The organism is Microbacterium sp. Leaf179 (genome assembly GCF_001423785.1).
GTDB lineage: Bacteria > Actinomycetota > Actinomycetes > Actinomycetales > Microbacteriaceae > Microbacterium.
The window spans coordinates 215963-235825 of the sequence record NZ_LMPH01000004.1 but is presented as its reverse complement, the minus strand read 5'-3'; the positions used below and the strand labels follow the sequence as shown (position 1 = coordinate 235825).

The 19863-nt window shown below is 69.6% G+C and carries 20 protein-coding genes and 4 tRNA genes; 13 read left to right on the top strand and 11 right to left on the bottom strand.

The window, feature by feature from the left end; translation table 11 throughout:
• Positions 1–60: 60 nt before the first annotated feature.
• Positions 61–1257: a ribonuclease D gene (locus ASF96_RS14485; RefSeq protein ID WP_055940272.1), complete on the bottom strand. Its 1197-nt coding sequence runs from the start codon at positions 1255–1257 to the stop codon at positions 61–63.
• Positions 1250–1840 carry a DUF3000 domain-containing protein gene (locus ASF96_RS14480; RefSeq protein ID WP_055837908.1) on the bottom strand — a complete coding sequence of 197 codons (591 nt, stop codon included), beginning with the start codon at positions 1838–1840 and terminating at the stop codon, positions 1250–1252. The genes ASF96_RS14485 and ASF96_RS14480 overlap by 8 nt, the downstream gene beginning before the upstream one ends.
• A 25-nt stretch (positions 1841–1865) precedes the next feature.
• Here ASF96_RS14480 and ASF96_RS14475 point away from each other — a divergent pair, with 25 nt between their 5' ends.
• Positions 1866–3083 (top strand): alpha/beta hydrolase family protein, encoded by a 1218-nt coding sequence (locus ASF96_RS14475; protein ID WP_055940271.1) that lies wholly within the window; start codon positions 1866–1868, stop codon positions 3081–3083.
• Between the two features lie 43 nt (positions 3084–3126).
• Here ASF96_RS14475 and ASF96_RS14470 read toward each other — a convergent pair whose 3' ends face one another.
• Positions 3127–3567 (bottom strand): SufE family protein, encoded by a 441-nt coding sequence (locus ASF96_RS14470; protein ID WP_191925684.1) that lies wholly within the window; start codon positions 3565–3567, stop codon positions 3127–3129.
• Positions 3568–3601: 34 nt separating this feature from the next.
• Positions 3602–4504 carry a sulfurtransferase gene (locus ASF96_RS14465; RefSeq protein WP_055940267.1) on the bottom strand — a complete coding sequence of 301 codons (903 nt, stop codon included), beginning with the start codon at positions 4502–4504 and terminating at the stop codon, positions 3602–3604.
• Positions 4505–4624: 120 nt separating this feature from the next.
• Here ASF96_RS14465 and zapE point away from each other — a divergent pair, with 120 nt between their 5' ends.
• From zapE to ASF96_RS14450, 3 genes are all read left to right on the top strand, one after another.
• On the top strand, positions 4625–5662 hold the full coding sequence (gene zapE / locus ASF96_RS14460; RefSeq protein WP_055837261.1) for a cell division protein ZapE: 1038 nt from the start codon (positions 4625–4627) through the stop codon (positions 5660–5662).
• A gap of 166 nt (positions 5663–5828) precedes the next feature.
• Positions 5829–7103: an ammonium transporter gene (locus ASF96_RS14455; RefSeq protein ID WP_055940265.1), complete on the top strand. Its 1275-nt coding sequence runs from the start codon at positions 5829–5831 to the stop codon at positions 7101–7103.
• 72 nt (positions 7104–7175) lie between these two features.
• On the top strand, positions 7176–7694 hold the full coding sequence (locus ASF96_RS14450; protein WP_082509720.1) for a type II toxin-antitoxin system PemK/MazF family toxin: 519 nt from the start codon (positions 7176–7178) through the stop codon (positions 7692–7694).
• A 3-nt stretch (positions 7695–7697) separates the two neighbouring features.
• On the opposite strand, the gene ASF96_RS14445 is transcribed toward ASF96_RS14450, so the two are convergent.
• Positions 7698–9779 carry an acyltransferase family protein gene (locus ASF96_RS14445; RefSeq protein ID WP_162239431.1) on the bottom strand — a complete coding sequence of 694 codons (2082 nt, stop codon included), beginning with the start codon at positions 9777–9779 and terminating at the stop codon, positions 7698–7700.
• A gap of 265 nt (positions 9780–10044) precedes the next feature.
• Positions 10045–10117: transfer RNA gene (locus tag ASF96_RS14440), tRNA-Val, on the bottom strand.
• A gap of 163 nt (positions 10118–10280) precedes the next feature.
• Here ASF96_RS14440 and ASF96_RS14435 point away from each other — a divergent pair.
• From ASF96_RS14435 to ASF96_RS14425, 3 genes are all read left to right on the top strand, one after another.
• Positions 10281–10352 (top strand) — tRNA-Gly (locus ASF96_RS14435).
• 65 nt (positions 10353–10417) lie between these two features.
• Positions 10418–10488: transfer RNA gene (locus ASF96_RS14430), tRNA-Cys, on the top strand.
• A 26-nt stretch (positions 10489–10514) separates the two neighbouring features.
• Positions 10515–10586, top strand: a tRNA-Val gene (locus tag ASF96_RS14425).
• 150 nt (positions 10587–10736) lie between these two features.
• Here the strand turns inward: ASF96_RS14425 and ASF96_RS14420 are convergent.
• Together ASF96_RS14420 and ASF96_RS17040 are read right to left on the bottom strand one after the other, a co-directional pair.
• A complete protein-coding gene (locus tag ASF96_RS14420) occupies positions 10737–10946 on the bottom strand; it encodes a hypothetical protein (RefSeq protein ID WP_055940262.1) in 210 nt (69 codons plus the stop codon).
• 423 nt (positions 10947–11369) lie between these two features.
• Entirely contained in the window at positions 11370–11552 is a 183-nt protein-coding gene (locus tag ASF96_RS17040; protein ID WP_156458880.1) for a hypothetical protein, read from the bottom strand.
• A 150-nt stretch (positions 11553–11702) separates the two neighbouring features.
• Here ASF96_RS17040 and ASF96_RS14415 point away from each other — a divergent pair, with 150 nt between their 5' ends.
• The 3 genes from ASF96_RS14415 (at position 11703) to ASF96_RS14405 (ending at position 13127) form a co-directional block, all read left to right on the top strand.
• Positions 11703–12110, top strand: coding sequence for a PPOX class F420-dependent oxidoreductase (locus tag ASF96_RS14415; protein WP_055940471.1), 408 nt, complete (start codon positions 11703–11705; stop codon positions 12108–12110).
• A 201-nt stretch (positions 12111–12311) separates the two neighbouring features.
• Positions 12312–12695 carry a DUF7882 family protein gene (locus tag ASF96_RS14410; protein WP_055940258.1) on the top strand — a complete coding sequence of 128 codons (384 nt, stop codon included), beginning with the start codon at positions 12312–12314 and terminating at the stop codon, positions 12693–12695.
• Positions 12696–12734: 39 nt separating this feature from the next.
• Entirely contained in the window at positions 12735–13127 is a 393-nt protein-coding gene (locus ASF96_RS14405; RefSeq protein ID WP_055940256.1) for a TIGR03618 family F420-dependent PPOX class oxidoreductase, read from the top strand.
• A 3-nt stretch (positions 13128–13130) separates the two neighbouring features.
• Here the strand turns inward: ASF96_RS14405 and ASF96_RS14400 are convergent, their stop codons facing one another.
• Positions 13131–14282, bottom strand: coding sequence for an SLC13 family permease (locus ASF96_RS14400; RefSeq protein WP_082509717.1), 1152 nt, complete (start codon positions 14280–14282; stop codon positions 13131–13133).
• A gap of 82 nt (positions 14283–14364) precedes the next feature.
• On the opposite strand from ASF96_RS14400, the gene thrS reads away from it, so the two are divergent.
• Genes thrS through ASF96_RS14385 form a run of 3 tightly spaced genes read left to right on the top strand, consistent with a single transcriptional unit; the run spans position 14365 to position 17581 of the window.
• Positions 14365–16350 carry a threonine--tRNA ligase gene (gene thrS, locus ASF96_RS14395; protein ID WP_055940254.1) on the top strand — a complete coding sequence of 662 codons (1986 nt, stop codon included), beginning with the start codon at positions 14365–14367 and terminating at the stop codon, positions 16348–16350.
• Positions 16347–16913, top strand: a complete 567-nt coding sequence (locus ASF96_RS14390; protein ID WP_055940253.1) for an HIT family protein — start codon at positions 16347–16349, stop codon at positions 16911–16913. The genes thrS and ASF96_RS14390 overlap by 4 nt, the downstream gene beginning before the upstream one ends.
• 56 nt (positions 16914–16969) lie before the next feature.
• Positions 16970–17581 carry a hypothetical protein gene (locus tag ASF96_RS14385; RefSeq protein WP_055940251.1) on the top strand — a complete coding sequence of 204 codons (612 nt, stop codon included), beginning with the start codon at positions 16970–16972 and terminating at the stop codon, positions 17579–17581.
• Between the two features lie 62 nt (positions 17582–17643).
• Here ASF96_RS14385 and pdxY read toward each other — a convergent pair whose 3' ends face one another.
• On the bottom strand, positions 17644–18498 hold the full coding sequence (gene pdxY / locus ASF96_RS14380) for a pyridoxal kinase PdxY (protein ID WP_055837287.1): 855 nt from the start codon (positions 18496–18498) through the stop codon (positions 17644–17646).
• Positions 18495–19850 carry an aminotransferase class I/II-fold pyridoxal phosphate-dependent enzyme gene (locus tag ASF96_RS14375; protein ID WP_055940249.1) on the bottom strand — a complete coding sequence of 452 codons (1356 nt, stop codon included), beginning with the start codon at positions 19848–19850 and terminating at the stop codon, positions 18495–18497. Before ASF96_RS14375 ends, pdxY begins: the two co-directional genes overlap by 4 nt.
• Positions 19851–19863: the final 13 nt, after the last annotated feature.

Genomic DNA, 19863 nt, shown 5'->3' with positions numbered 1-19863 from the left:
TGTTTGGGATGACCCCAGCCTAGGAAGGCGGTTCGGCGCCCGAGAATCGGTTGTCCGAACCTACGAATCCGTGACGGGGACGTCGTCTTCCGTGTTGAGGGAAGCTACAAAGCTATCGGCGATCACCTGTGCGGTCTGATCAATCTGCCAGGGTCGAGCACCCCACTCCGCCAGCGCCGCGCCGACGGCGTCGGCCGTGAGCTCGGCGGGGGGAGCCCACGCCACGCGGCGCAACGTCTCGGGGGTGAGCAGGTTCTCGGTCGGCATGTGCAGCGCTTCGGCGCGCTCCTCGACGGCGGGACGCGCCGCCTTCAGCCGGCGGTCGGCATCGGGGTTGCGATCGACCCACGCGCGGGGAGGGGGAAGCGTATCGCTCGGCACCCGGTCAGCGGGCAGCTCGGTCGCCTCGCGCCCGGCGACGATGGCGTTCCACCACCGGTCGAGCTGCGTCCGGCTCGCTCGTCCGTTGAACTCCTTGATGCCCGCGAGGGCCTGCTTGGTCGCCGGGTCGGCCATCACGGCGGCGACCAGAGCGCGATCGGGTACGAGTCGCCCGGGGGCGATGTCCTGCTCCCGCGCGAAGTCTTCGCGCGCCTGCCAGAGCGAGCGGGCGATGGCGAGCGATCGTCGACCGCGCACCGAGTGCAGGCCGCTGAGGCGGCGCCACGGGTCTTCACGCGCGGGCTTGGGCAGACGCTCGAGCACCGCCTGGAACTCCTGGCGGGCGAACTCGGTCTTCTCCTGCTCCTCGAGCTCGGCGACCAGCACGTCGCGCACGTCGATCAGGTGCTCGACGTCGAGAGCGGCGTACTCGAGCCAGGATGCCGGAAGCGGGCGCGTCGACCAGTCGGCGGCCGAGTGCGCCTTGGCCAGCGTGATGCCGAGCGTGTGCTCCACCACGGCCCCGAGGCCGACGCGCTCGTGACCGAGAAGGCGCGAGCCCAACTCGGTGTCGAAGATGTGCGGGGGTTCGAGACCCCGTTCCCGCAGCGACGGGAGATCCTGGCTCGCCGCGTGGAACACCCACTCCGCATCGCCGATCGCCGCTTGCAGGGGCGCGAAGTCGTCGATGGTGGACGGGTCGAAGAGGAACACTCCGGCGCCGCGGCGGAACACCTGGATCAGGTAGGCCCGCTGCGAGTAGCGAAAACCCGACGCCCGTTCGACGTCGACGGCCACGGGACCCGTGCCCGCCGCAAGACTCTCGCACGCGGAGCTCAGCCCCGCGGCATCCTCGATGACGATGTACTCAACCACGCGTGGGCCTCCGGGCTCCGAACACGGCAACACCCTCCGACCCCGGGGGGAGGCCGGCGAGCATGCACACAAGCTCCGCCCACGCCTCGAGGTGCGGGCGGAAGGGACCGCGCGGCGTCCATGACGCGCGAAGTTCGATCTGCGACCCCTCGCCCTGCGCGGCGAGGGCGCCGAAGCCGGTCGAGAGGGTCTTGGTAGCGGTGCCCGACTCCGAGTGGCGCTCCGCGCCGCGTGAGTCGAGGGCGTCGATGAGCCACGACCACGCGACGTCGGCGAGCAGCGGGTCGATGCCGATCTCGGGCTCGAGCGGTGCCTGCGCGAAGCAGACGATGCGCCACGCCCCACCCCACGGCTCGGGCTCCTCGGGGTCGTGCAACAGGATGAAACGCCCGGTGCCGAAGGGTGAATCCGTCGCGTGCTCCTCGGGCCGCACATCGCCGGCCAGCGCGAGTGAGAAGGGCGCCAGTCCCGCGGGGGAGGCGATCTCGCGCACGACCAGATCGTCGCGGAACATCGTCGCGCGCACCTCGTCGCCCGCGCGCACGAAGGGGCTGGCGGCGTCCCCGGGGCGCTGGTCAGTCACGGCCACAGACTAGAGTGAGGCCACGATGAACGCTCCCAGGCGCGCCGCGGGTCCGCGCGCATCGCGACGCACGGTCGCCGGTGTGCGCCTCGCCCTGTCCTCCCTCTCCCTCGCTCTCGGGGTGTCCTCCGCGGCCCTCGCCGCGGTGTCGTTGCGCGTCGCCCGCACCGTGGTCACGCCCGCCGGTCGGGTTCCGAACGTGCGCATCGCCTCGGTCGATGCGGCGGCGCAGACGATCACCCTCGACCGCACCCCCGACACCGAGTTGCCCGGCCGGTACGGCCTCTTCACCGTGGGGAGCGTCGACTACCTGCGGGTGGGGTCCATCGTCGGCAGCGACGCGACGACCGTCACCCGCAAGCTGCTGACGCACGTGCCCGCCGACGGCGACCTGGCGCCCGAGGCCGCGTTCAGCGGCTGGTACTACGACCAGCCGGAAGACCTTCACCTCCCCGTGCGTTCGGTGACGATCGACACCCTGGTCGGCGCCTGCCCCGCCTGGGAGTTCCCGGCGCCCGCCGACACCGACGTGTGGGTCATCCAGGTGCACGGGCGCGGCACGACGCGCGCCGAGACGCTGCGGGCCGTCCCCGTCTTCCACGACCTCGGCATCACGAGCCTGGTCGTGTCGTACCGCAACGACGGCGAGGCCGCGCCGAGCGCCACCGGCACGTATGCGCTCGGGGCGACCGAGTGGCACGACCTGGATGCCGCGATCGGGTACGCCCGCGCGCACGGCGCGCGCCGCGTCATCGTGATGGGCTGGTCGATGGGCGGAGCCCTGGCCCTGCAGGCGGCGTTCGACTCGCCGCACGGCGACATCATCGCCGGTCTCGTGCTCGACTCGCCCGTCGTCGACTGGCGCACCGTCCTCGCCTATCAGGGGCGTCTGATGCGCCTGCCCGCACCGGTGTTCGGCCTCGCCCAGCACCTCATCGGGTCGACCTGGGGCGCCGCCCTGCTCGGCAGCGGCGAACCCATTCCGCTCGACCGCCTCGATGGAGTCGCCCGGGCGGCCGAGCTGCGGCATCCGGTGCTCCTGCTGCACAGCGACGACGACGGGTTCGTCCCCGCCGACGCTTCGCACGCCCTAGCCGCCGCGCGGCCCGACCTCGTCACCATGGAGACCTTCGAGGTGGCACGCCACACGAAGCTGTGGAACTACGACGAGATGCGGTGGACGGATGCCATCCGCTCGTGGGTGCGCGCCCAGGGCCTCGCGGTCGGCGATCCCGAGGACTGAACACCTCCCCGTGCGCTCGCCGAGCGCACGCGTTCGGTGGGTCTCAGCCGGCGCGCTTCGCGCGCACCTGACGCTTCGCGCGCATGAGCATGCCCGTCATCCCCGCGATGCGCAGCGGACTCACCGCGCGCGTCAACCCGATGCTCTGCGGGAAGTCGTCGGGCACGGCCAGCATCTCGTCGGCGCTCAGCCCGGTGAGCCCCTGCGACAGGATGCTCGCGAACCCGCGCGTGGTCGGCGCCTCGGCGGGCGCGGTCGCGTGCATCGCGACGCGGTCGTCGGCGTCGACCGTGACGATGATGTACACCGGCGACTGGCACTCGACGACGCGTTCACGCATCTCGGGGTGGTCGGCGTACTCGGCCGGCACCGCCGGCAGCTCCTGCGAGAACTCCAGCAGCAACTGCAACCGGTCGGGCTCGTCGAGCTCGAGGAACTCCTCGCGGATCTCGGCGAGGCGGGCGGGGAGGGCGTTGTCGGACATCTCCGTCATCTTCCCACGCCCGCGCCGACCGCGGTCAGCGCGCGGGCACCTCGCCCGGCTCCGACCCCGCGACGATCGGCACGCGCACGGCGCTGCCCCACTCGGTCCACGACCCGTCGTAGTTGCGCACGTCCTCGAAGCCGAGCAGGTGCTTCAGCACGAACCAGGTGTGGCTCGAGCGCTCGCCGATGCGGCAGTACGCCACGATCTTGTCGCCGTCGGCCAGTCCGGCTCCGTCGCGATAGATGGCATCCAGCTCCGCGCGCGACTTGAACCCGCCGTCCTCGGCGACCGCCTTGCCCCACGGCACGCTCTGGGCGCTCGGGATGTGTCCTGCGCGCAGCGCGCCCTCTTCGGGATAGGCGGGCGCGGTGGTGCGCTCGCCGGAGTACTCCTCGGGGGAGCGCACATCGATGAGCGGGTTGCCGAGGTGCGCGAGCACGTCGTCTTTGTATGCGCGCAGGAGGGAGTCGTCGCGCTCGACCACGGGGTAGTCGGTGGGCTCGACGACCGTCTTGTCGGTCGTCACCGGACGCCCCTCGCCGATCCACTTGTCGCGTCCGCCGTCGAGCAGGCGCACGTCTTCATGGCCGAAGAGCGAGAACACCCACAGGGCGTACGCGGCCCACCAGTTGTTCTTGTCGCCGTAGATGATGACGGTGTCGTCGCGCGAAATGCCCTTGCGGCTCAGCAGCTCCGCGAAGCCCTCTCCGTCGACGTAGTCGCGCACGACGGGGTCGTTCAGCTCGGTGTGCCAGTCGACCTTGACCGCGCCCGGGATGTGACCGACCTCGTAGAGGAGCACGTCTTCATCGGATTCGACGACGACCAGGCCCGGCTGACCGAGGCGTTCCTGAAGCCAATCGCCGGTGACGAGCCGACCGGGCTCGGCGTAGTCGGCGAATTTGGGGGAGGTGGTGTCGAACTCGACGGTCACAGGTGTCTCCTCGGTCGGGGTGTCGGATGCGGCGGCATAGGGTGGACACCGCACCTCCGACCCTAGATCGGCTGTGTCGGGGCCAGCACCCCTCTCGTAAGACTCGGACACAGGACGACCATGACTTCTACGCCCGCGACGACCGGCCTCATCCACCTCGGCGACCGCGAGCCCGCGGTCACGGGTGCCGAGATGGTGAACGCCCTGGTGCCGCCCCCGCAGTTCGACGGCGCGACGTTCGAGTCGTACCGGGCAGACGACGCGTACCCGTCGCAGCAGGAGTCGAAGGAACTGCTGCAGGCGTTCGCCGGCAAGCAGTCGGCTCCGGCCAAGAAGGGCGGGTTCTTCCGCCGCGCCGAGAAGGCTCCGGCCGTCAAACCCGGCGTCTATCTCGACGGCGGCTTCGGCGTCGGAAAGACCCACCTGCTCGCATCGATCTACCACGCCATGCCCGCGCGCCGGAAGTACTTCGGCTCCTTCATCGAGTACACCGCCCTGGTCGGCGTGCTCGGCTACGCCAAGGCCGTCGAGCTGTTCCGCGGATCCGACCTGCTGTGCATCGACGAGTTCGAGCTCGACGACCCGGGCGACACGATGGTGATGACGCGACTGCTCGGCGAGCTCGTGGCATCGGGCACCCGGTTGGCCGCCACCTCGAACACCCCGCCCAACGCCCTGGGCGAGGGCCGGTTCGCCGCCCAGGACTTCTTGCGCGAGATCCAGTCGATGTCCGACAGCTTCCGCACGATCCGCATCGACGGCACCGACTTCCGCCAGCGCGCCATCGACGGCTCCGCCAAGGTGCTGTCGGACGACGACTACCGTGCGGCGATCGATGCCGCGGCGGCCGGGGGAGTGGCATCCGACGACGCGTTCTCGGACCTCGTCGCCCACCTCGCCCGCGTGCACCCCTCGCGCTTCATCCGCCTCATCGACGGTGTCGACACCATCGGCCTGCGGGACGTCGAGGTGCTGCACGATCAGTCGGCCGCGCTGCGACTGGTCGCCTTCATCGACCGCGCGTACGACGCGCAGATCCCGATCCGGGCCACCGGCGTGCCGCTGAACACGGTGTTCGGCGAAGAGATGCTCGGGGGCGGCTACCGCAAGAAGTACCTGCGCGCCGTCTCGCGCCTGGTCGCGCTCACGCACTCCTGAGGCTCTCTCATCACCGCCTCTCGGCCCGACGAAACGTGATGTTTACCGGGGCGGGCCTGCTGTAACCCGCCGGTAACACGAGGCGAACGACGACGGTAACCCGGGCTGACGACACTGAGGGGACCCGACGCTTTACCTGCGTCCCTGCAGAGAGGTTCCCTCCGAGATGGATCAAGGCAACACCGCATTCATCCTGATAGCAGCCGCCCTCGTGCTGCTGATGACGCCAGGACTCGCGTTCTTCTACGGCGGCCTCGTCAAGGCCAAGAGCGTCATCAGCATGATGATGATGAGCTTCGGCGCAATGGGTCTGATGGGGGTCCTCTGGGTCCTCTACGGATACGCCATCGCGTTCCCCGCAACCGACTCCGGGGTCACCAACTTCCCCTGGATGCTCGACTTCAACGAACTCGGCCTCACGGGCGTGCTCGAGACCCCCGAGGGCGCCGCTTACCCGCCGCTCGCCTTCGTCGCCTTCCAGGCGACCTTCGCGATCATCACCGTCGCGCTCGTGTCGGGCGCCATCGCCGACCGTGCCAAGTTCGGTGCGTGGATGATCTTCGCCGGCATCTGGGCCACGGTCGTCTACTTCCCCGTCGCCAGCTGGGTCTTCAACTTCGGCCTGGCCGAGGACGGCTCGTTCTCGTACGGCGGCTGGATCACCAAGGGCCTTCAGGACGTGTTCGGCGTCGGGGCGATCGACTTCGCCGGTGGAACCGCGGTGCACATCAACGCCGGTGCCGCAGCCCTCGCCCTGGCGATCGTGCTCGGCAAGCGCGTCGGCTTCCAGAAGGGCGCCCACGTTCCCCACAACCCGCCGTTCGTGCTGCTGGGCGCGGGTCTGCTGTGGTTCGGCTGGTTCGGCTTCAACGCGGGCTCCGAGCTCGCCGCTGACGGCACCGCGGCTCTGGCCTTCGTCAACACGATCGCCGCCCCCGCCGCCGCTCTTCTCGCCTGGCTGATCGTCGAGAAGATCAAGGACGGCAAGCCCACCTCGGTCGGCGCCGCCTCGGGTGCCGTCGCGGGTCTCGTCGCCATCACCCCCGCCTGTGCCGCTCTCGACCCGATCTGGGCCATCGTGCTCGGCTTCGTCGCCGGTGCGATCTGCGCCCTGGCAATCGAGCTGAAGTTCAAGCTCGGCTTCGACGACTCGCTCGACGTGGTCGGCATCCACCTCGTGGGTGGTCTGATCGGAACGCTGTACCTGGGCATCTTCGCTCGAGGAACGGGCCTCATCGAGAGTGGCTCGTTCAACCAGCTCATCGTGCAGGCCATCGCCGCCCTCGCGGTGCTGATCTACTCGTTCGTGCTCGCCTTTGTCATCGGCTTCGCGATCGAGAAGACGATCGGCTTCCGCGTGAAGAACGAAGACGAGATCGCCGGCATCGACACCGTCGTGCACGGTGAAGAGGGCTACGTGCTCTCGGACGTGCGCGGCTGATACCGGCTCACCCCGAACGGGGCGTCACCGATTCGTCGGTGGCGCCCCGTTCTGCGTGCCTAGGGTGTGGGTATGGGAACCACGTCTCGTCTCATGTCGGCGCTGCTCGGGATGTTGCGGCCATCCACCGCCGCACCACCTCGGGGACCGCGCCCCGACCCGGTGCCGCCGACGCCCTCTCCCGCGGGCGCTCGGACCATCGAGATCGACCCGCCACGGCGCCTCACCCTGTCGTATGCTCCCGAACGCGACAAGGCGCCCGACGGGGGCGAAATCGTCTGGACCTGGGTGCCCTTCGAAGAGCGTGACGGCCGGGGCAAGGATCGGCCGGTCCTCATTATCAGCCGAGCGGATGCCCGCAGCGCGTATGCCGTGCGTCTGACGAGCAAATCGCACGAGGGCGACCGGCAGTACCTCGCACTCGGTACGGGGGAATGGGACCCGCAGGGGCGACCCTCATGGGTGGACATCGAGCAGCTGTACCTCGTCTACGACGTCGGCATGCGGCGCGAAGCCGCCGCCCTCGACCGAAAGCGGTTCAACGCCATCGCTTCCGCCCTGGCCGCCCGACACGGGTGGCGTCGGGAGTGAACGTCATTCCCGACGGTCGAGCGTCGAGACCAGGGAGGCGCCCAGCCACGGGGCGAGCGAGTCGACGAAACTCGCCGTGAGGTGGTCGGCGTCGCGATAGGCCCCGGCGCCACCGATCACGGGCGAACACGTCGTCGCATCGCAGTAGACGTCGGTGAAATCGAGCACGCGGACGGATGGCAATCCCCTCGCCGCGCGCGCGAACGGCTCGTCTTCGGGGAGCGCGGTGCGCCGTTCGGTCGAGCAGTCGCTCGGCGCACGGTTGAGGAGGCATACGGCGGGATTCGTCTCGAGAGCGGGGTTGTCTACGAGGGCGACGATCGGGATGCCTCGGGTCGCTGCCGGCGCCCAGACCGCTCGGAAGCCGCGCACGGCGGCATCCTGTGCCTCAGAGAACCCCGCCGTGGCATAGGAGGTGCCCGAGAAGGCCGTGGTGACAATCATTGCCGGTTCGCGGCGCATCAGCGTGTCGGCGACCTGTGCTCGCCACGTGTCACAGGCGGAGCCGAACGGGCCGTCGTCGGCGAGCGGGGTCGTGCTCCACGGGCAACCACCCTTCAAGAGTGTGGTCAGCCGCCATCCCTCGCGCTCCGCGATGTCCGCCAGCGCGTCGACGTACTGGAACGCGTGGCTGTCGCCGATCAGGAACACCTCCGGGGCGCCGGGCGCTTCGGATCCCCGCGTGCAGGTGCGGGCGTCGTCGCCGTCGAACTGCACGAGACATTCGCCGGCTGAGGGAGCGTCCATACCCATGGCCGAGGCGGAGGGCGTGTAGGTCTCGAATCCGGCCGACGCGCACGATGAGTCGAGCACGGCGGCTGCGCCGAAGCAGTCCGTGGGGGCGGCGCGGGCGGCCCTGATTTCCTGGCGTGCGGCGTCGTAGCGCGGCATCGCCACCGCAGCCAGCCCCACGGTAAGGACCGCGACGCCCGCCATCGCACCGGCGGTCATCCAGAGCGTCCGGCGCGGACGGGCGGAGACGAGGGCGGGGAGGGCGCGGATCGGCTCCTCTACGAAGCGCTGCGTCACCCAGGCCACACTCCCTGTGACGATCAACAGCCCCAGACGCTGGACGAGGTCGCCCGTCCAGAAGGGCAGAGCGGGAGCGACGAGGATGAGGGGCCAGTGCCAGAGGTACAGGCTGTAGGAAATGGCGCCCAGGAACGAGAAGGGCGGGAGCGCGATCACGCGGGTCGCGAACCACGGCCGCCCCGCGGGGGAGGCGGCGATGACCAGCGCGGCCCCGACGACCGGTACGAGCGCCAGATATCCGGGGAAATCCATCTGACCGTTCAAGAGTGTGAACGAGGCCACGAGAGCGGCCACCCCGCCCCAACCGATCGTGAAGCGGACGACGGGATGTACGGCGCGCAGGCCCGGGAACAGGGCCAGGAGACCGCCGACTCCGAACTCCCATACCCGGGTGAAGGTCGCGAAGTACGCCGCCGCCGGATCGACGGCGGTGAACCACACGCACGCGATGAACCCGACGACCGTGACAGTCCCGACAGTTGCGAGGAGGACCCCGCGCCCCGCACGGCCAGCCCGCCGAGTGAGCAGCGCCGCTCCCACCAGCAGCAGCGGCCAGACGAAATAGAACTGTTCCTCGACCGACAGCGACCAGTAATGCTGCGCGAGGGTCGGATCCCCCGAGTGTCCGAGGTAGTTGGCCGAGGTGGCGACGAGATACCAGTTCTCGACGTAGAACGTCGAGGCGAGGATCTCCTTCAGCCGGGAAGGCATCGCTGCGACCGGGACGAACCAGGGCGACGAGACGACGACGGCGCAGAACACCAGGACGGTCAGGGCGGCGGGCAGGAGTCTTCGTGCGCGTCGCGCCCAGAACCGCGCGAGGCGCACGGTTCCGGTGCCCGCGATCTCCCGAGCCAGGTGCGCGGTGATGAGGAAGCCCGAGATGACAAAGAAAACGTCGACTCCTGCGAAGCCGCCCGGGAGGGCCGTCGGCCACATGTGGAACACCACCACGGCCAGCACGGCAATGGCGCGAAGGCCCTGCACGTGGGGGAGGAACGTCGAGGTTGCCGGCCCGGAAGGATCGACGGCGCGCGGTATGGCGGAAGACACCCGCACAGCGTAAGAAGCGGGAGCGCTGCTCTCGGCTCTCGAACAAGCCGAGAAGCACGGATGAGGGACGCGTCGACGTTTCTCCTCTGTGCCGGTGGGCCCGGCAGGTCACCCGCTGGCGGCGGCGAGGCCATGCTCCGGATAGATCGGCGGTTCACCCACCGCCTCGCCCATCGCAGGGGCTTTCGCCGTACGTCGGACTTCTCGGGTCGACGACAATGTGCGGCGAAAATGAAGAAGCCCCCGGCGGACCGGGGGCTTTCGGTGGGCGATGCCGGACTCGAACCGACGACCTCTTCCGTGTGAAGGAAGCGCGCTACCAACTGCGCCAATCGCCCGCATCTCGTACGGGACTCATCGATCGTACCGGATGCCGAGGAGTGCTCCGAACCATAGGCCGCGCAGCAGAAGGAGACACGCGCGGGGCGCGCCCCGTTTTGCGCCGGCGCTCAGATCAGGTAATGTCTTACGAGTGCTCGGGGCAAGCCCCGGGAACGAAATGCGGATGTAGCGCAGTGGTAGCGCATCACCTTGCCAAGGTGAGGGTCGCGAGTTCGAATCTCGTCATCCGCTCGAGTGAAGAGGTCTTCGTCAGGGAATCCGACGGAAGATCACGACACGTGGGTCGAACCACACACGGTGGCGTGGCCGAGCGGCTAGGCACCGGCCTGCAAAGCCGTTTACACGGGTTCGAATCCCGTCGCCACCTCGCTCATAACAGAACAGCCTGTATAGGCGCGATTGGCGCAGCGGTAGCGCGCTTCCCTGACACGGAAGAGGTCACTGGTTCGATCCCAGTATCGCGCACAGCTCAGTATCGTTGAAAACCCCCGGATTCCCGGGGGTTTTTTGCGTTGCGACACCGCGCTCTGGACGATCGCGATTCGCCGGAGATCGGCATCCCGTCGACGAGTGCCGGCACCGTGCCGTGGGGGAGCGACCCGCTTCGAGCCGGTTTCACGCCTCCGGCGGCTTGCGCCGACGACGGGCGCCCAGCTCGACGCCGAGGCGCACGCAACCGATGATGATGAACGCGAAACCGAGCACCACCACGTTCCACCGCCACAGCCCCTCCCCGTCGAAGAGAGACGACGAGGCGAAGGCGAGGATCGCCGCGAGGAAGAGCCACCCGGCGATCTGCGGGGGAGTGTCCTTCTTGTCCGTCATGAGCCCCACGATAGGCAGGACCATCGACGGCGACCTCCGCCGCGAGGGGGAGATCCCACCGGCGCACCCGGGAATCCGAGGTGGAGACTCCCGCCCCAGGCAGGGGGGTGCCGAGGGGGCGGGGCGGGAGCCTTGACGAGGCTACACGATTGTCCCCCAAATGGGGGACACGGACCCCTCTCGCTCCGTCGCTGCGTGTCGCGCGATGACACACGGCGCGCGGGGCGCACGGCGGATCTGGGTGAGGGGGGAATCGTTCCCGCCGCCAGTAAGGGGGGCTGGTGAAGTGCCTGACGGCGGGAACGTTCTGACGCTAGGGCATGTCCCCCAAGTGGGGGACGGGTAGCGGGCAGACTTGCGCCCACCTTGAGGTTCTCTTCAGCCGACCTTGAGGTTGCACGTCCCGGTCGCTCGACGTCGGGATCAGAGCACCCCGATGCTCTCGAGGTACTGCGCGACGCGTTCGTGCGCGACGGTGTCGACCGACTGGCCGCCGGGGCGCCGCACCGCCGTCAGCAGGGTCACGGAGTCGTTCGACAGCCCGAACTCGTGGGTGTGCAACGACACCACGACAGCCCCCACGCGTGGCACCACATAGCTCCCCATGTCCTCACCGTAGAGCGTTCATCTGCGCCATGGAAGCGCTCCCATGACATGTGCGCGAAGTGCACAGGGCGCGCGCGATCGGTCCGGGAACACTCCTCGACGAGCGCAACCCCGGTCAGTGCGCGGCGACCGCGCAGTACCGTGGGCGACATGACCGTTCCCGACACCCTCTGGCGCGAGATCGCGGCATCCCCGTTCGTCTCCCTCGGCACCTATCGCAAGAACGGCGCCCTCGTCGCGGTTCCGGTGTGGGTCGCCCGCGACGGCGACGAGCTCGTCGTGACGAGCGAGCGCAACACGGGCAAGGTGAAGCGCCTGCGCAACGACCAGCGGGTGACCCTGCGCCCCTGCACTCGGATGGGAGCGGTGGAGCCGGACGCCATCACGGTCGAGGCGCACGGCCGCATCGCTGGGGCCGCGACCGACGACGCGCACGCCGACGCGGCCCTGCGCCGCAAGTACCGCCTGCAGTACCGGCTGATCCTGGGGTTCGAAGCCCTCGTGCGCCGGGTCCAGCGCAAGCCCGGCGACCGCGTCATCATCCGCATCTCGCGCTGAGCACCGAGCGACCGTCGGCGGCGGCCAGGCCGCGGAGCGCCGCGGCCTGGCCAGATTCCGCACGACGACGCGCGGGTGTTCTCGACTACCGAGCATCCGCGAGACGTTAGAGGCGGAGAACCGGTCGACACCGCCGGCCACCGCGTTCGACATTTCTCGCCGAGGGAAGCGCGGTCCCGGCGTCGATCTGCGGGGGGCATCATGGGCAAGTTCATTTACGACAGCAACATCAAGGTCGATTTCGAGGACCGCCTCCTCGCCCACTTGCAGGCCGTGATCATGGCCAAAGTACGTCGCGGGGAGAGTTTTCCTTTCACCTGGAAGGACGACATCAGCACCGGGGGCGGGCGGACGACGGTCTACATCCACCCGAACGTCTCGCTGGTGTTCAAGTATCACGGCAGCCGCACTCCGCAGCTGAGTTCGGCCTGGCTGCACGCGCTGACCCACAACGCCAACTCCGGCCGCGGTCTCTACGTCATCCCCGAACCCGACGAGTTCACGCCGCGCGACAGCGCTCCGCGCGATGAGATGGTCTTCCGCGAGGTGCCGAACGACCAGCATCCCGCGTTCACGAAGCCCTGAACGGGAATAGCCCACCCGACGGCGACGGTTGAGACGGGCATGAGCGACTGGACCGACGCCAAGCCCTACTTCGAAACCGACGCGATCGCGCACCTCGCAACCCTCATGCGCGACGGGTCCCCGCACTCCGTCCCGCTGTGGGTGGGCGTCGACGGCGATCGCCTCATGATCTTCACCGAGGTGGACACGCTGAAGGACCGCAACCTGCTCCGCGACCCCCGCGTGGCGATCTCGGTCACGGGCGCCGACAACGCCTACGCGATGGCGTTCGTGCGCGGCGAAGCGGGGGGACGCATCGACGGCGACGCAGCCCTGCCGTACGTCGACCGCATCTCCACCCTGTACACGGGCGAACCGTATGAGATGCGCGAGGGACTGGCGGTGTGGTTCATCGAGCCCCGCAAGTCGTGGGCGCGCGCGTACGAGAGCTGACGTTCAGAACGCCAGCGGCAGCACGCCGAGGACGAGGATGATCGGCGCGATCACCGCGCCGAGGAGCACGAAGCGGCTCCAGCGCACCTCGACGCCCGCTGCGACCAACCGGTCGTGCCAGAGAAGGGTCGCCAGCGACGCCCAGGGCGTGACGATCGGTCCCGCGTTGACACCCACGAGCAGGGCCGCCAACCGCACGGGCGACCCGGCGACCGACTCGAGCGCCAGGTAGCCCGGCAGGTTGTTGATGCCGTTCGCCGCCAGCGCCCCCACCCCGGCGAGCTGCCAGAGCGAGACGAGGTCGTCGCCCGTTCCGGCGAGCACCGAGGTGATCCGCCCGATCCCCAGGGCTTCCAGCGCGCCCACCGCCAGGAACAGACCGCCCGCGAACACGAGAAGCGACCACGGCACCAGCCGGATGCCGAGAGTCCGGGGCGCCCGCCACGCGAACACCGCGATGAGCACGACGGCAGCGCCGACGGCCGGCATCCACGGCTCGAGACCGACCACGAGCAGCGGCAGCAGGGCGAGGGTCACCACCCCCGACACGCGCAGCAGCACGGGATCCGAGACGGTGGGGGAGGCGGCATCCGGGTACGTCTGGGGCAGGCGACGCAGGAACACCAGCGTCAGCACCACGACCGACACCGCGATCGCGATGAACGCCGAGGGTCCGAGCAGAGCGAGGAACGCGACCGGGTCGTGCCCACCGCCGAGAGCCTCGGATGCCAGCAGGTTGGTGAGGTTCGACACCGGCAGCACCAGCGAGGCGGTGTTGGCCAGCACCACGGTCACGAACGCGAAGGGCAGCGGATCGAGCTTGCGCGCCACCGCCATCGACACCACGACCGGCGTCAACAGCACCGCGGTGGTGTCCAGCGACAGGAAGGCCGTCGCCACCGTCGCGAGGGCCACGACCAGCACCCACAGCAGCGCCGTGCGTCCCCGGGCGATCCGGGCCAGGCGCGCGGCGACGACGTCGAACAGGCCGGCCTTGGACGCCAGTTCGGCGACGACGGTGACCGCGACGACGAACAGCAGGATCGGCCACACGCGATCGGCGACGGCGAGGGCGTCGTCGGCGGGGAAGATGCCGGTGAGCAGTGCGATGATCCCGAGGATCCACAGCACGCCGCCGATGATGGCCAGAGTCACCGCTCCACTATGGGGCACGTCGGGTGCGGTCGAGACCACGCCCGCCGGGTAGCCTGGAAACGACCCCTTCAGGAGATGTTCTGTGACTGATTTCCCCGCCGATGGCTTCGCCCTCTTCCCCGACCGTTCGGTCGTCGCTCTGCGCGTCAACGGGGAACTGAAAGACCTGGCCACGACCGTGACGGCCGACGACCAGGTGGAGCCTGTCACGATCGACAGCCCCGACGGACTCTCGATCCTGCGCCACTCCACCGCGCATGTGCTCGCGCAGGCGGTCCAGCGCGTCAAGCCCCAGGCCAACCTCGGTATCGGCCCCCCGGTCACCGACGGCTTCTATTACGACTTCCAGGTCGACGAGCCCTTCACTCCCGAGGACCTCAAGGTCGTCAAGAAGGAGATGGAGCGCATCGTCCGCGAGAACCAGCGGTTCGTGCGCCGCGTCGTCACCGACGACGAGGCGCGGGCGGAGCTCGCCGACGAGCCGTTCAAGCTCGAGCTCATCGGACTCAAGGGCGGTTCCGCCGAAGCCGCCGAGGGAGCCTCGGTCGAGGTCGGCGCGGGCGAGCTGACGATTTACGACAACGTCACCCGCGACGGCGAGACCGCGTGGAAAGACCTGTGCCGCGGACCCCACGTTCCCGGTACCCGCCTGATCGGCAACGGCTGGGACCTCACCCGCATCGCCGGCGCGTACTGGCGCGGCAGCGAGAAGAACCCGCAGCTGCAGCGCATCTACGGCACCGCGTGGCCCACGAAAGACGAGCTGCGCGCGTACCAGCACCGCCTCGAAGAGGCCGCCAAGCGCGACCACCGCAAGCTCGGCAAGGAGCTCGACCTGTTCTCGTTCCCCGACGAGATCGGCCCGGGGCTGGCGGTGTTCCACCCCAAGGGCGGCATCATCCGCTACGAGATCGAGCGCTACATGCGCGAGCGCCTGCTCGCCAACGGCTACGACGTCGTGAACACCCCGCACATCACCAAGGGCGACCTGTTCATGACGAGCGGTCACCTGCAGTGGTACGCCGACGGCATGTACCCCCCGATGGTGCTCGACGAGGTGGTGGATGCCGACGGTCACGTCTCGCGCGAGGGTCAGGCGTACTACCTCAAGCCGATGAACTGCCCGTTCCACAACCTCATCTTCCGCTCGCGCGGCCGCAGCTACCGCGAGCTGCCGCTGCGCCTGAGCGAGTTCGGATCGGTCTACCGCTACGAGAAGAGCGGTACCCTCGCGGGCCTCACGCGCGTGCGCGGCATGACCCAGGACGACACGCACATCTACGTCACCGCCGAGCAGGTGAAGGGCGAGCTGACCCACAGCCTCGACTTCGTGCTGCAGACCCTGCGCGACTACGGCCTCAACGACTTCTACCTCGAGCTGTCGACGAAAGAAGACGGCAACCCGAAATTCATCGGTGACGACGCGCTCTGGGTCGAGGCGACCGAGACGCTGCGCGAGGTCGCCGAGGCCTCGGGACTCGAGCTCGTGCCCGACCCGGGCGGGGCGGCGTTCTACGGACCCAAGATCTCGGTGCAGGCGCGCGATGCCATCGGTCGCACCTGGCAGATGTCGACGATCCAGCTCGACTTCAACCAGCCCGAGCGCTTCGAGCTCGAGTACACCGGTCCCGACGGCGAGAAGCACCGCCCCGTGATGATCCACCGCGCCCTCTTCGGCTCGGTCGAGCGCTTCTTCGCGATCCTGCTCGAGCACTACGCGGGCGCGTTCCCGGTGTGGCTCGCACCGGTGCAGGTCGTGGCGGTTCCCGTCGCGGCCGAGTACGGCGACTACCTGGCCGAGATCGTCGCCGATCTGAAGTCGAAGGGCGTCCGCGCCGAGGCCGACCACAGCGACGACCGCATGCAGAAGAAGATCCGCACGCACACCACCCACAAGGTGCCGCTCATGCTGATCGCCGGCGAGCAGGACCGCGCCGCCGGCACGGTCTCGTTCCGCTTCCGTGACGGCACCCAGCTCAACGGTGTTCCCGTCGCCGAGGCCGTCGCCCGCATCACCGGCGCGATCGCGGGCCGCACGCTCGTGAACACCGCCGAGGATCTGGCGTGACGAACGATCCGGATGCCGGGGCGGCGGGCGAACCGTCGATCGTCGACGCCGCGGATCTCGCGGGGGTGCCCGACGAGTTCCAGCGACTGTGGACGCCGCACCGCATGGCGTACATCTCGGCGGGCCGCGAGCCCATGGAGAAGAACTGCCCGTTCTGCGCGGCGCCCGAGAAGTCCGACGAGGACGGGCTGATCGTCGCGCGCGGAACGACCGCGTACGTGCTGCTCAATCTCTTCCCGTACAACTCGGGCCACCTGCTGGTGTGCCCGTACCGTCACATCGCCACGTACGACCAGGCGACCGACGAAGAGGTCGCCGAGATCGGCGCGCTCACCCAGCGGGGCATGCGCGTGCTGCGCGCGGTGTCGAACTGCGACGGCTTCAACCTGGGCATGAATCAGGGCGCGATCGCCGGTGCCGGAGTCGACGGGCACCTGCACCAGCACATCGTTCCGCGCTGGGCGTCGGACGCGAACTTCTTCCCGATCATCGCCAAGACGAAGGCGCTCCCGCAGCTTCTGGGAGACGTGCGCCGCACGGTGGCCGAGGCCTGGAACAGCTGAGCGGGTTCATCCACACCCCCTCCGCGCACTCGTCGCGCAGTGACTAGCGTGAGCGGATGGACCTTCGCCTCCGCCCTCTCGTTCTCTGGTTGACGCTCGTCGGAGTGCTGCTGGGCGCGACCGCCTGCATCCCGCTCCCGAGCCCGCGAGATGCCGAGAGCGTCGCCACTCCCGGGCCGACCACCGAGGAGTCGCCGACCGAGGGGTCGTCGTCCGCGGCACCCGACGACGACACCGACGCCGACGAGCTGGGCGACGCGTTCGACGAACGCGAGGAGTTCTTCCGCGCCCAGCAACTGCCGATGGACGGTACGCCCCTGGTCGCGGTGACGCCCGCACAGAAGCAGTTCATCGCCGAGCAGCGCGCGTACGTCGAGGGGCAGGGGGCGTCCTGGTCGGCGCAAGACGAGAGCATCACGCTCGCCCTGGCGGCCGACGCGTGCGAGACCGCCATCCTCAGCGCGCACGAGGTCGATGCGACCACGCTGCAGACCCACGTCGACACGTCTCCGCTGTTCGCCGCGATCCTGCCGAAAGACACCGACGCCGCGACGCGGGCCGCGGGCGAGCGCAACGTCGCCAGCGTCATGATCTTCGGAACGTCGTTCCTCTGCCCCGACGACGCCCCCGCGTGGCAGGCGGCGTATCTCGAGGTCTACGGCGGCTGACGCCGGCCGCCGGAGCGACCGATCGAACCGCGCCGCACGGGCGATCGCAGTGCGACTGCCGCTCAGCGCACCTGGCGCACCGAGAACTGCAGGCGCGGGTGCGCGTACGCCTCCTGCGACTCGATGAGACGCAGCTCGCGCGAGCCCGACTCGTAGGTGTTGGTGAGCAGGTCGAAGACGCTCGACGCCGTGCGCGCGAGCGCGTCGGCCGCGTCGCCACCGCTGCGGCGGTAGTGCGCGGTGAAGAGTGCGGCCGTGACGTCGCCCGAGCCGTTGGCCTTCATCGGGATGAGCGGGGTCTGCACGATCCACGCGCCGTTGTCGTCGACGACCATCATCTCGATCGTGTCGGCTTCGCGGTCGGGGCGCTCGACGCTGGTGACGAGGATCGTGCGCGGACCGCGGTCGCGCAGTGCGTCGGCCGAGTCCAGCGTCGAGTCGATGCTGCCGGGCTCGGTGCCGGTGAGGAAACCGAGCTCGAACTGATTGGGGGTGAGGATGTCGGCGACGGGCACCACGCGCTCGCGCAGCAGCTCGGGGATGGCCGGTGCCACGAAGCAGCCCGACTTGGCGTTGCCCATGACGGGGTCGCAGGCGTACACGGCATCCGGATTCGCCCGCTTGACCCGCGCGACGGTGTCGATGATGACGTCGGCGATGCCCTCGCCGCCCTGGTAACCCGAGAGCACCACGTCGATCTCGGGGAACACCCCGCGGTCCTCGATGCCGGCGATCACCGCGGCTACGTCGTCGGGCGCGATGAGGGGTCCGCGCCACGCGCCGTATCCGGTGTGGTTCGAGAAGTTGACCGTGTAGACCGGCAGGACCTCGACGCCGATGCGCTGCAGCGGGAAGACGGCTGCGGAGTTGCCGACGTGCCCGTACGCGACGGCCGACTGGATCGAAAGCACCTTCATGCCTCGATCCTCCCACTTCGCGCCCGCGCGGGGGGCACGCCCGCCGACAGTGTGCCCGCGGCGATCGCGATGTCGTCGGCGAGGGAGTCGGCCGAGTCCGCGTCGAGGTCGTGCACGGTCAGACGCAGGAACGATCCCGCGTGCTCGGGCGCGAGGAAGAACGGGTCGCCCTCGCGGACGAGCCAGCCGCGCCGCATGAGCTCCTCGCGCACGGCGGCTGCGGGAACGGGGAGCGGAACCCAGAGGTTCAGGCCGTCGCCCGGGCTCACCGCCAGCCCGCGCGCACTCAGCGCTTCGGCGAAGGCCGCGTTGCGGTGCGCATAGTGCGCAGCCGCCCGTTCGATGCCGGCGCGCACGGCCTCGTCGGTGACGAGCGCGAGGGTCATGCGCTGCAGCAGGTGGCTGACCCAGGTGGTGCCGGGGGTCAGGCGCACGGCGAGGCCGTCGGCGGTGTCGACGTCGGATGCCGTGACCGCCAGGCACGTGTCGGGTCCGAGGAACTTCGACATCGAACGGATACGCGCCCACCGGCGCTGACCCGGGCCGATCACCGAATGCAGTGCCGCCCGCGACAGCAGCGAGAAGTGGTCGTCCTCGATGACGAGCACGTACGGATGCTCGGCGAGCACCGCGCGCAGCGCCGCCGCGCGCTCCGCGGTGAGGCTGGCCCCCGTGGGATTGTGTGCGCGGGGCGTGCAGATGACCGCGCGCACCCCCGCCTGGAGTGCGACGCGGAGCCCCTCCACGGTCATGCCCTCGGCATCCACCGCCACGGGCACCGCGCGATACCCGCCGGTGCGCACGGTGTGCAACGCCGACAGGAAACAGGGGTCTTCGAGGGCGACGGCGTCGTCGCGCTGCAGGGACTGGGCCAGCAGGCGTTCGATCGCGTCGCTCGCACCGCTGGTGACGGTGATGCGCAGTTCGTCGTGGGGAAGCTGGTCGGCCATCCACTCGCGCGCCCAGGCCTCGAGGCCCGGGTCGATGACCGGTTCGCCGTACAGCACGGGTCGGGTCGAGCGCGCGAGGGCCGCGGTGGGGTCGGGGATGCGCCCGGGGTCGGGGTTTCCCGTGCCGACATCGCGCAGCACGGTGTCGGGCGCGTACCCCTCTTGAGCGACGGCGGCGCGGTCGGCGACCCGCGTGCCGCCCCGGCCACGCGCCTCGACGAGGCCGGCTTGCGCGAGCTGACGGTAGGCGGCGACGACGGTGTTGCGATTGACCCCGAGGTCGGCGGCCACGGCCCGCACCGACGGCAGCAGGGTGCCGGGGGCGAGCTCTCCTCGCTCGATGCGCGTGCGCAGGTCCGCGGCGATTCCGGATGCCGACCGGCCGGTCATGTCGATGGTCATACGCCCCCCTGGG

What these genes read in the sequence shown, in the direction of transcription:
- ASF96_RS14475 (WP_055940271.1), top strand. Translation starts at nt 1,866, where the DNA reads ATGAACGCTCCCAGGCGCGCCGCGGGTCCGCGCGCATCGCGACGCACG.
- ASF96_RS14470 (WP_191925684.1), bottom strand. Translation starts at nt 3,567, where the DNA reads ATGTCCGACAACGCCCTCCCCGCCCGCCTCGCCGAGATCCGCGAGGAG.
- zapE (WP_055837261.1), top strand. Translation starts at nt 4,625, where the DNA reads ATGACTTCTACGCCCGCGACGACCGGCCTCATCCACCTCGGCGACCGC.
- ASF96_RS14455 (WP_055940265.1), top strand. Translation starts at nt 5,829, where the DNA reads ATGGATCAAGGCAACACCGCATTCATCCTGATAGCAGCCGCCCTCGTG.
- ASF96_RS14450 (WP_082509720.1), top strand. Translation starts at nt 7,176, where the DNA reads ATGGGAACCACGTCTCGTCTCATGTCGGCGCTGCTCGGGATGTTGCGG.
- ASF96_RS14420 (WP_055940262.1), bottom strand. Translation starts at nt 10,946, where the DNA reads ATGACGGACAAGAAGGACACTCCCCCGCAGATCGCCGGGTGGCTCTTC.
- ASF96_RS17040 (WP_156458880.1), bottom strand. Translation starts at nt 11,552, where the DNA reads ATGGGGAGCTATGTGGTGCCACGCGTGGGGGCTGTCGTGGTGTCGTTG.
- ASF96_RS14415 (WP_055940471.1), top strand. Translation starts at nt 11,703, where the DNA reads ATGACCGTTCCCGACACCCTCTGGCGCGAGATCGCGGCATCCCCGTTC.
- ASF96_RS14410 (WP_055940258.1), top strand. Translation starts at nt 12,312, where the DNA reads ATGGGCAAGTTCATTTACGACAGCAACATCAAGGTCGATTTCGAGGAC.
- ASF96_RS14405 (WP_055940256.1), top strand. Translation starts at nt 12,735, where the DNA reads ATGAGCGACTGGACCGACGCCAAGCCCTACTTCGAAACCGACGCGATC.
- ASF96_RS14385 (WP_055940251.1), top strand. Translation starts at nt 16,970, where the DNA reads ATGGACCTTCGCCTCCGCCCTCTCGTTCTCTGGTTGACGCTCGTCGGA.
- pdxY (WP_055837287.1), bottom strand. Translation starts at nt 18,498, where the DNA reads ATGAAGGTGCTTTCGATCCAGTCGGCCGTCGCGTACGGGCACGTCGGC.
- ASF96_RS14375 (WP_055940249.1), bottom strand. Translation starts at nt 19,850, where the DNA reads ATGACCATCGACATGACCGGCCGGTCGGCATCCGGAATCGCCGCGGAC.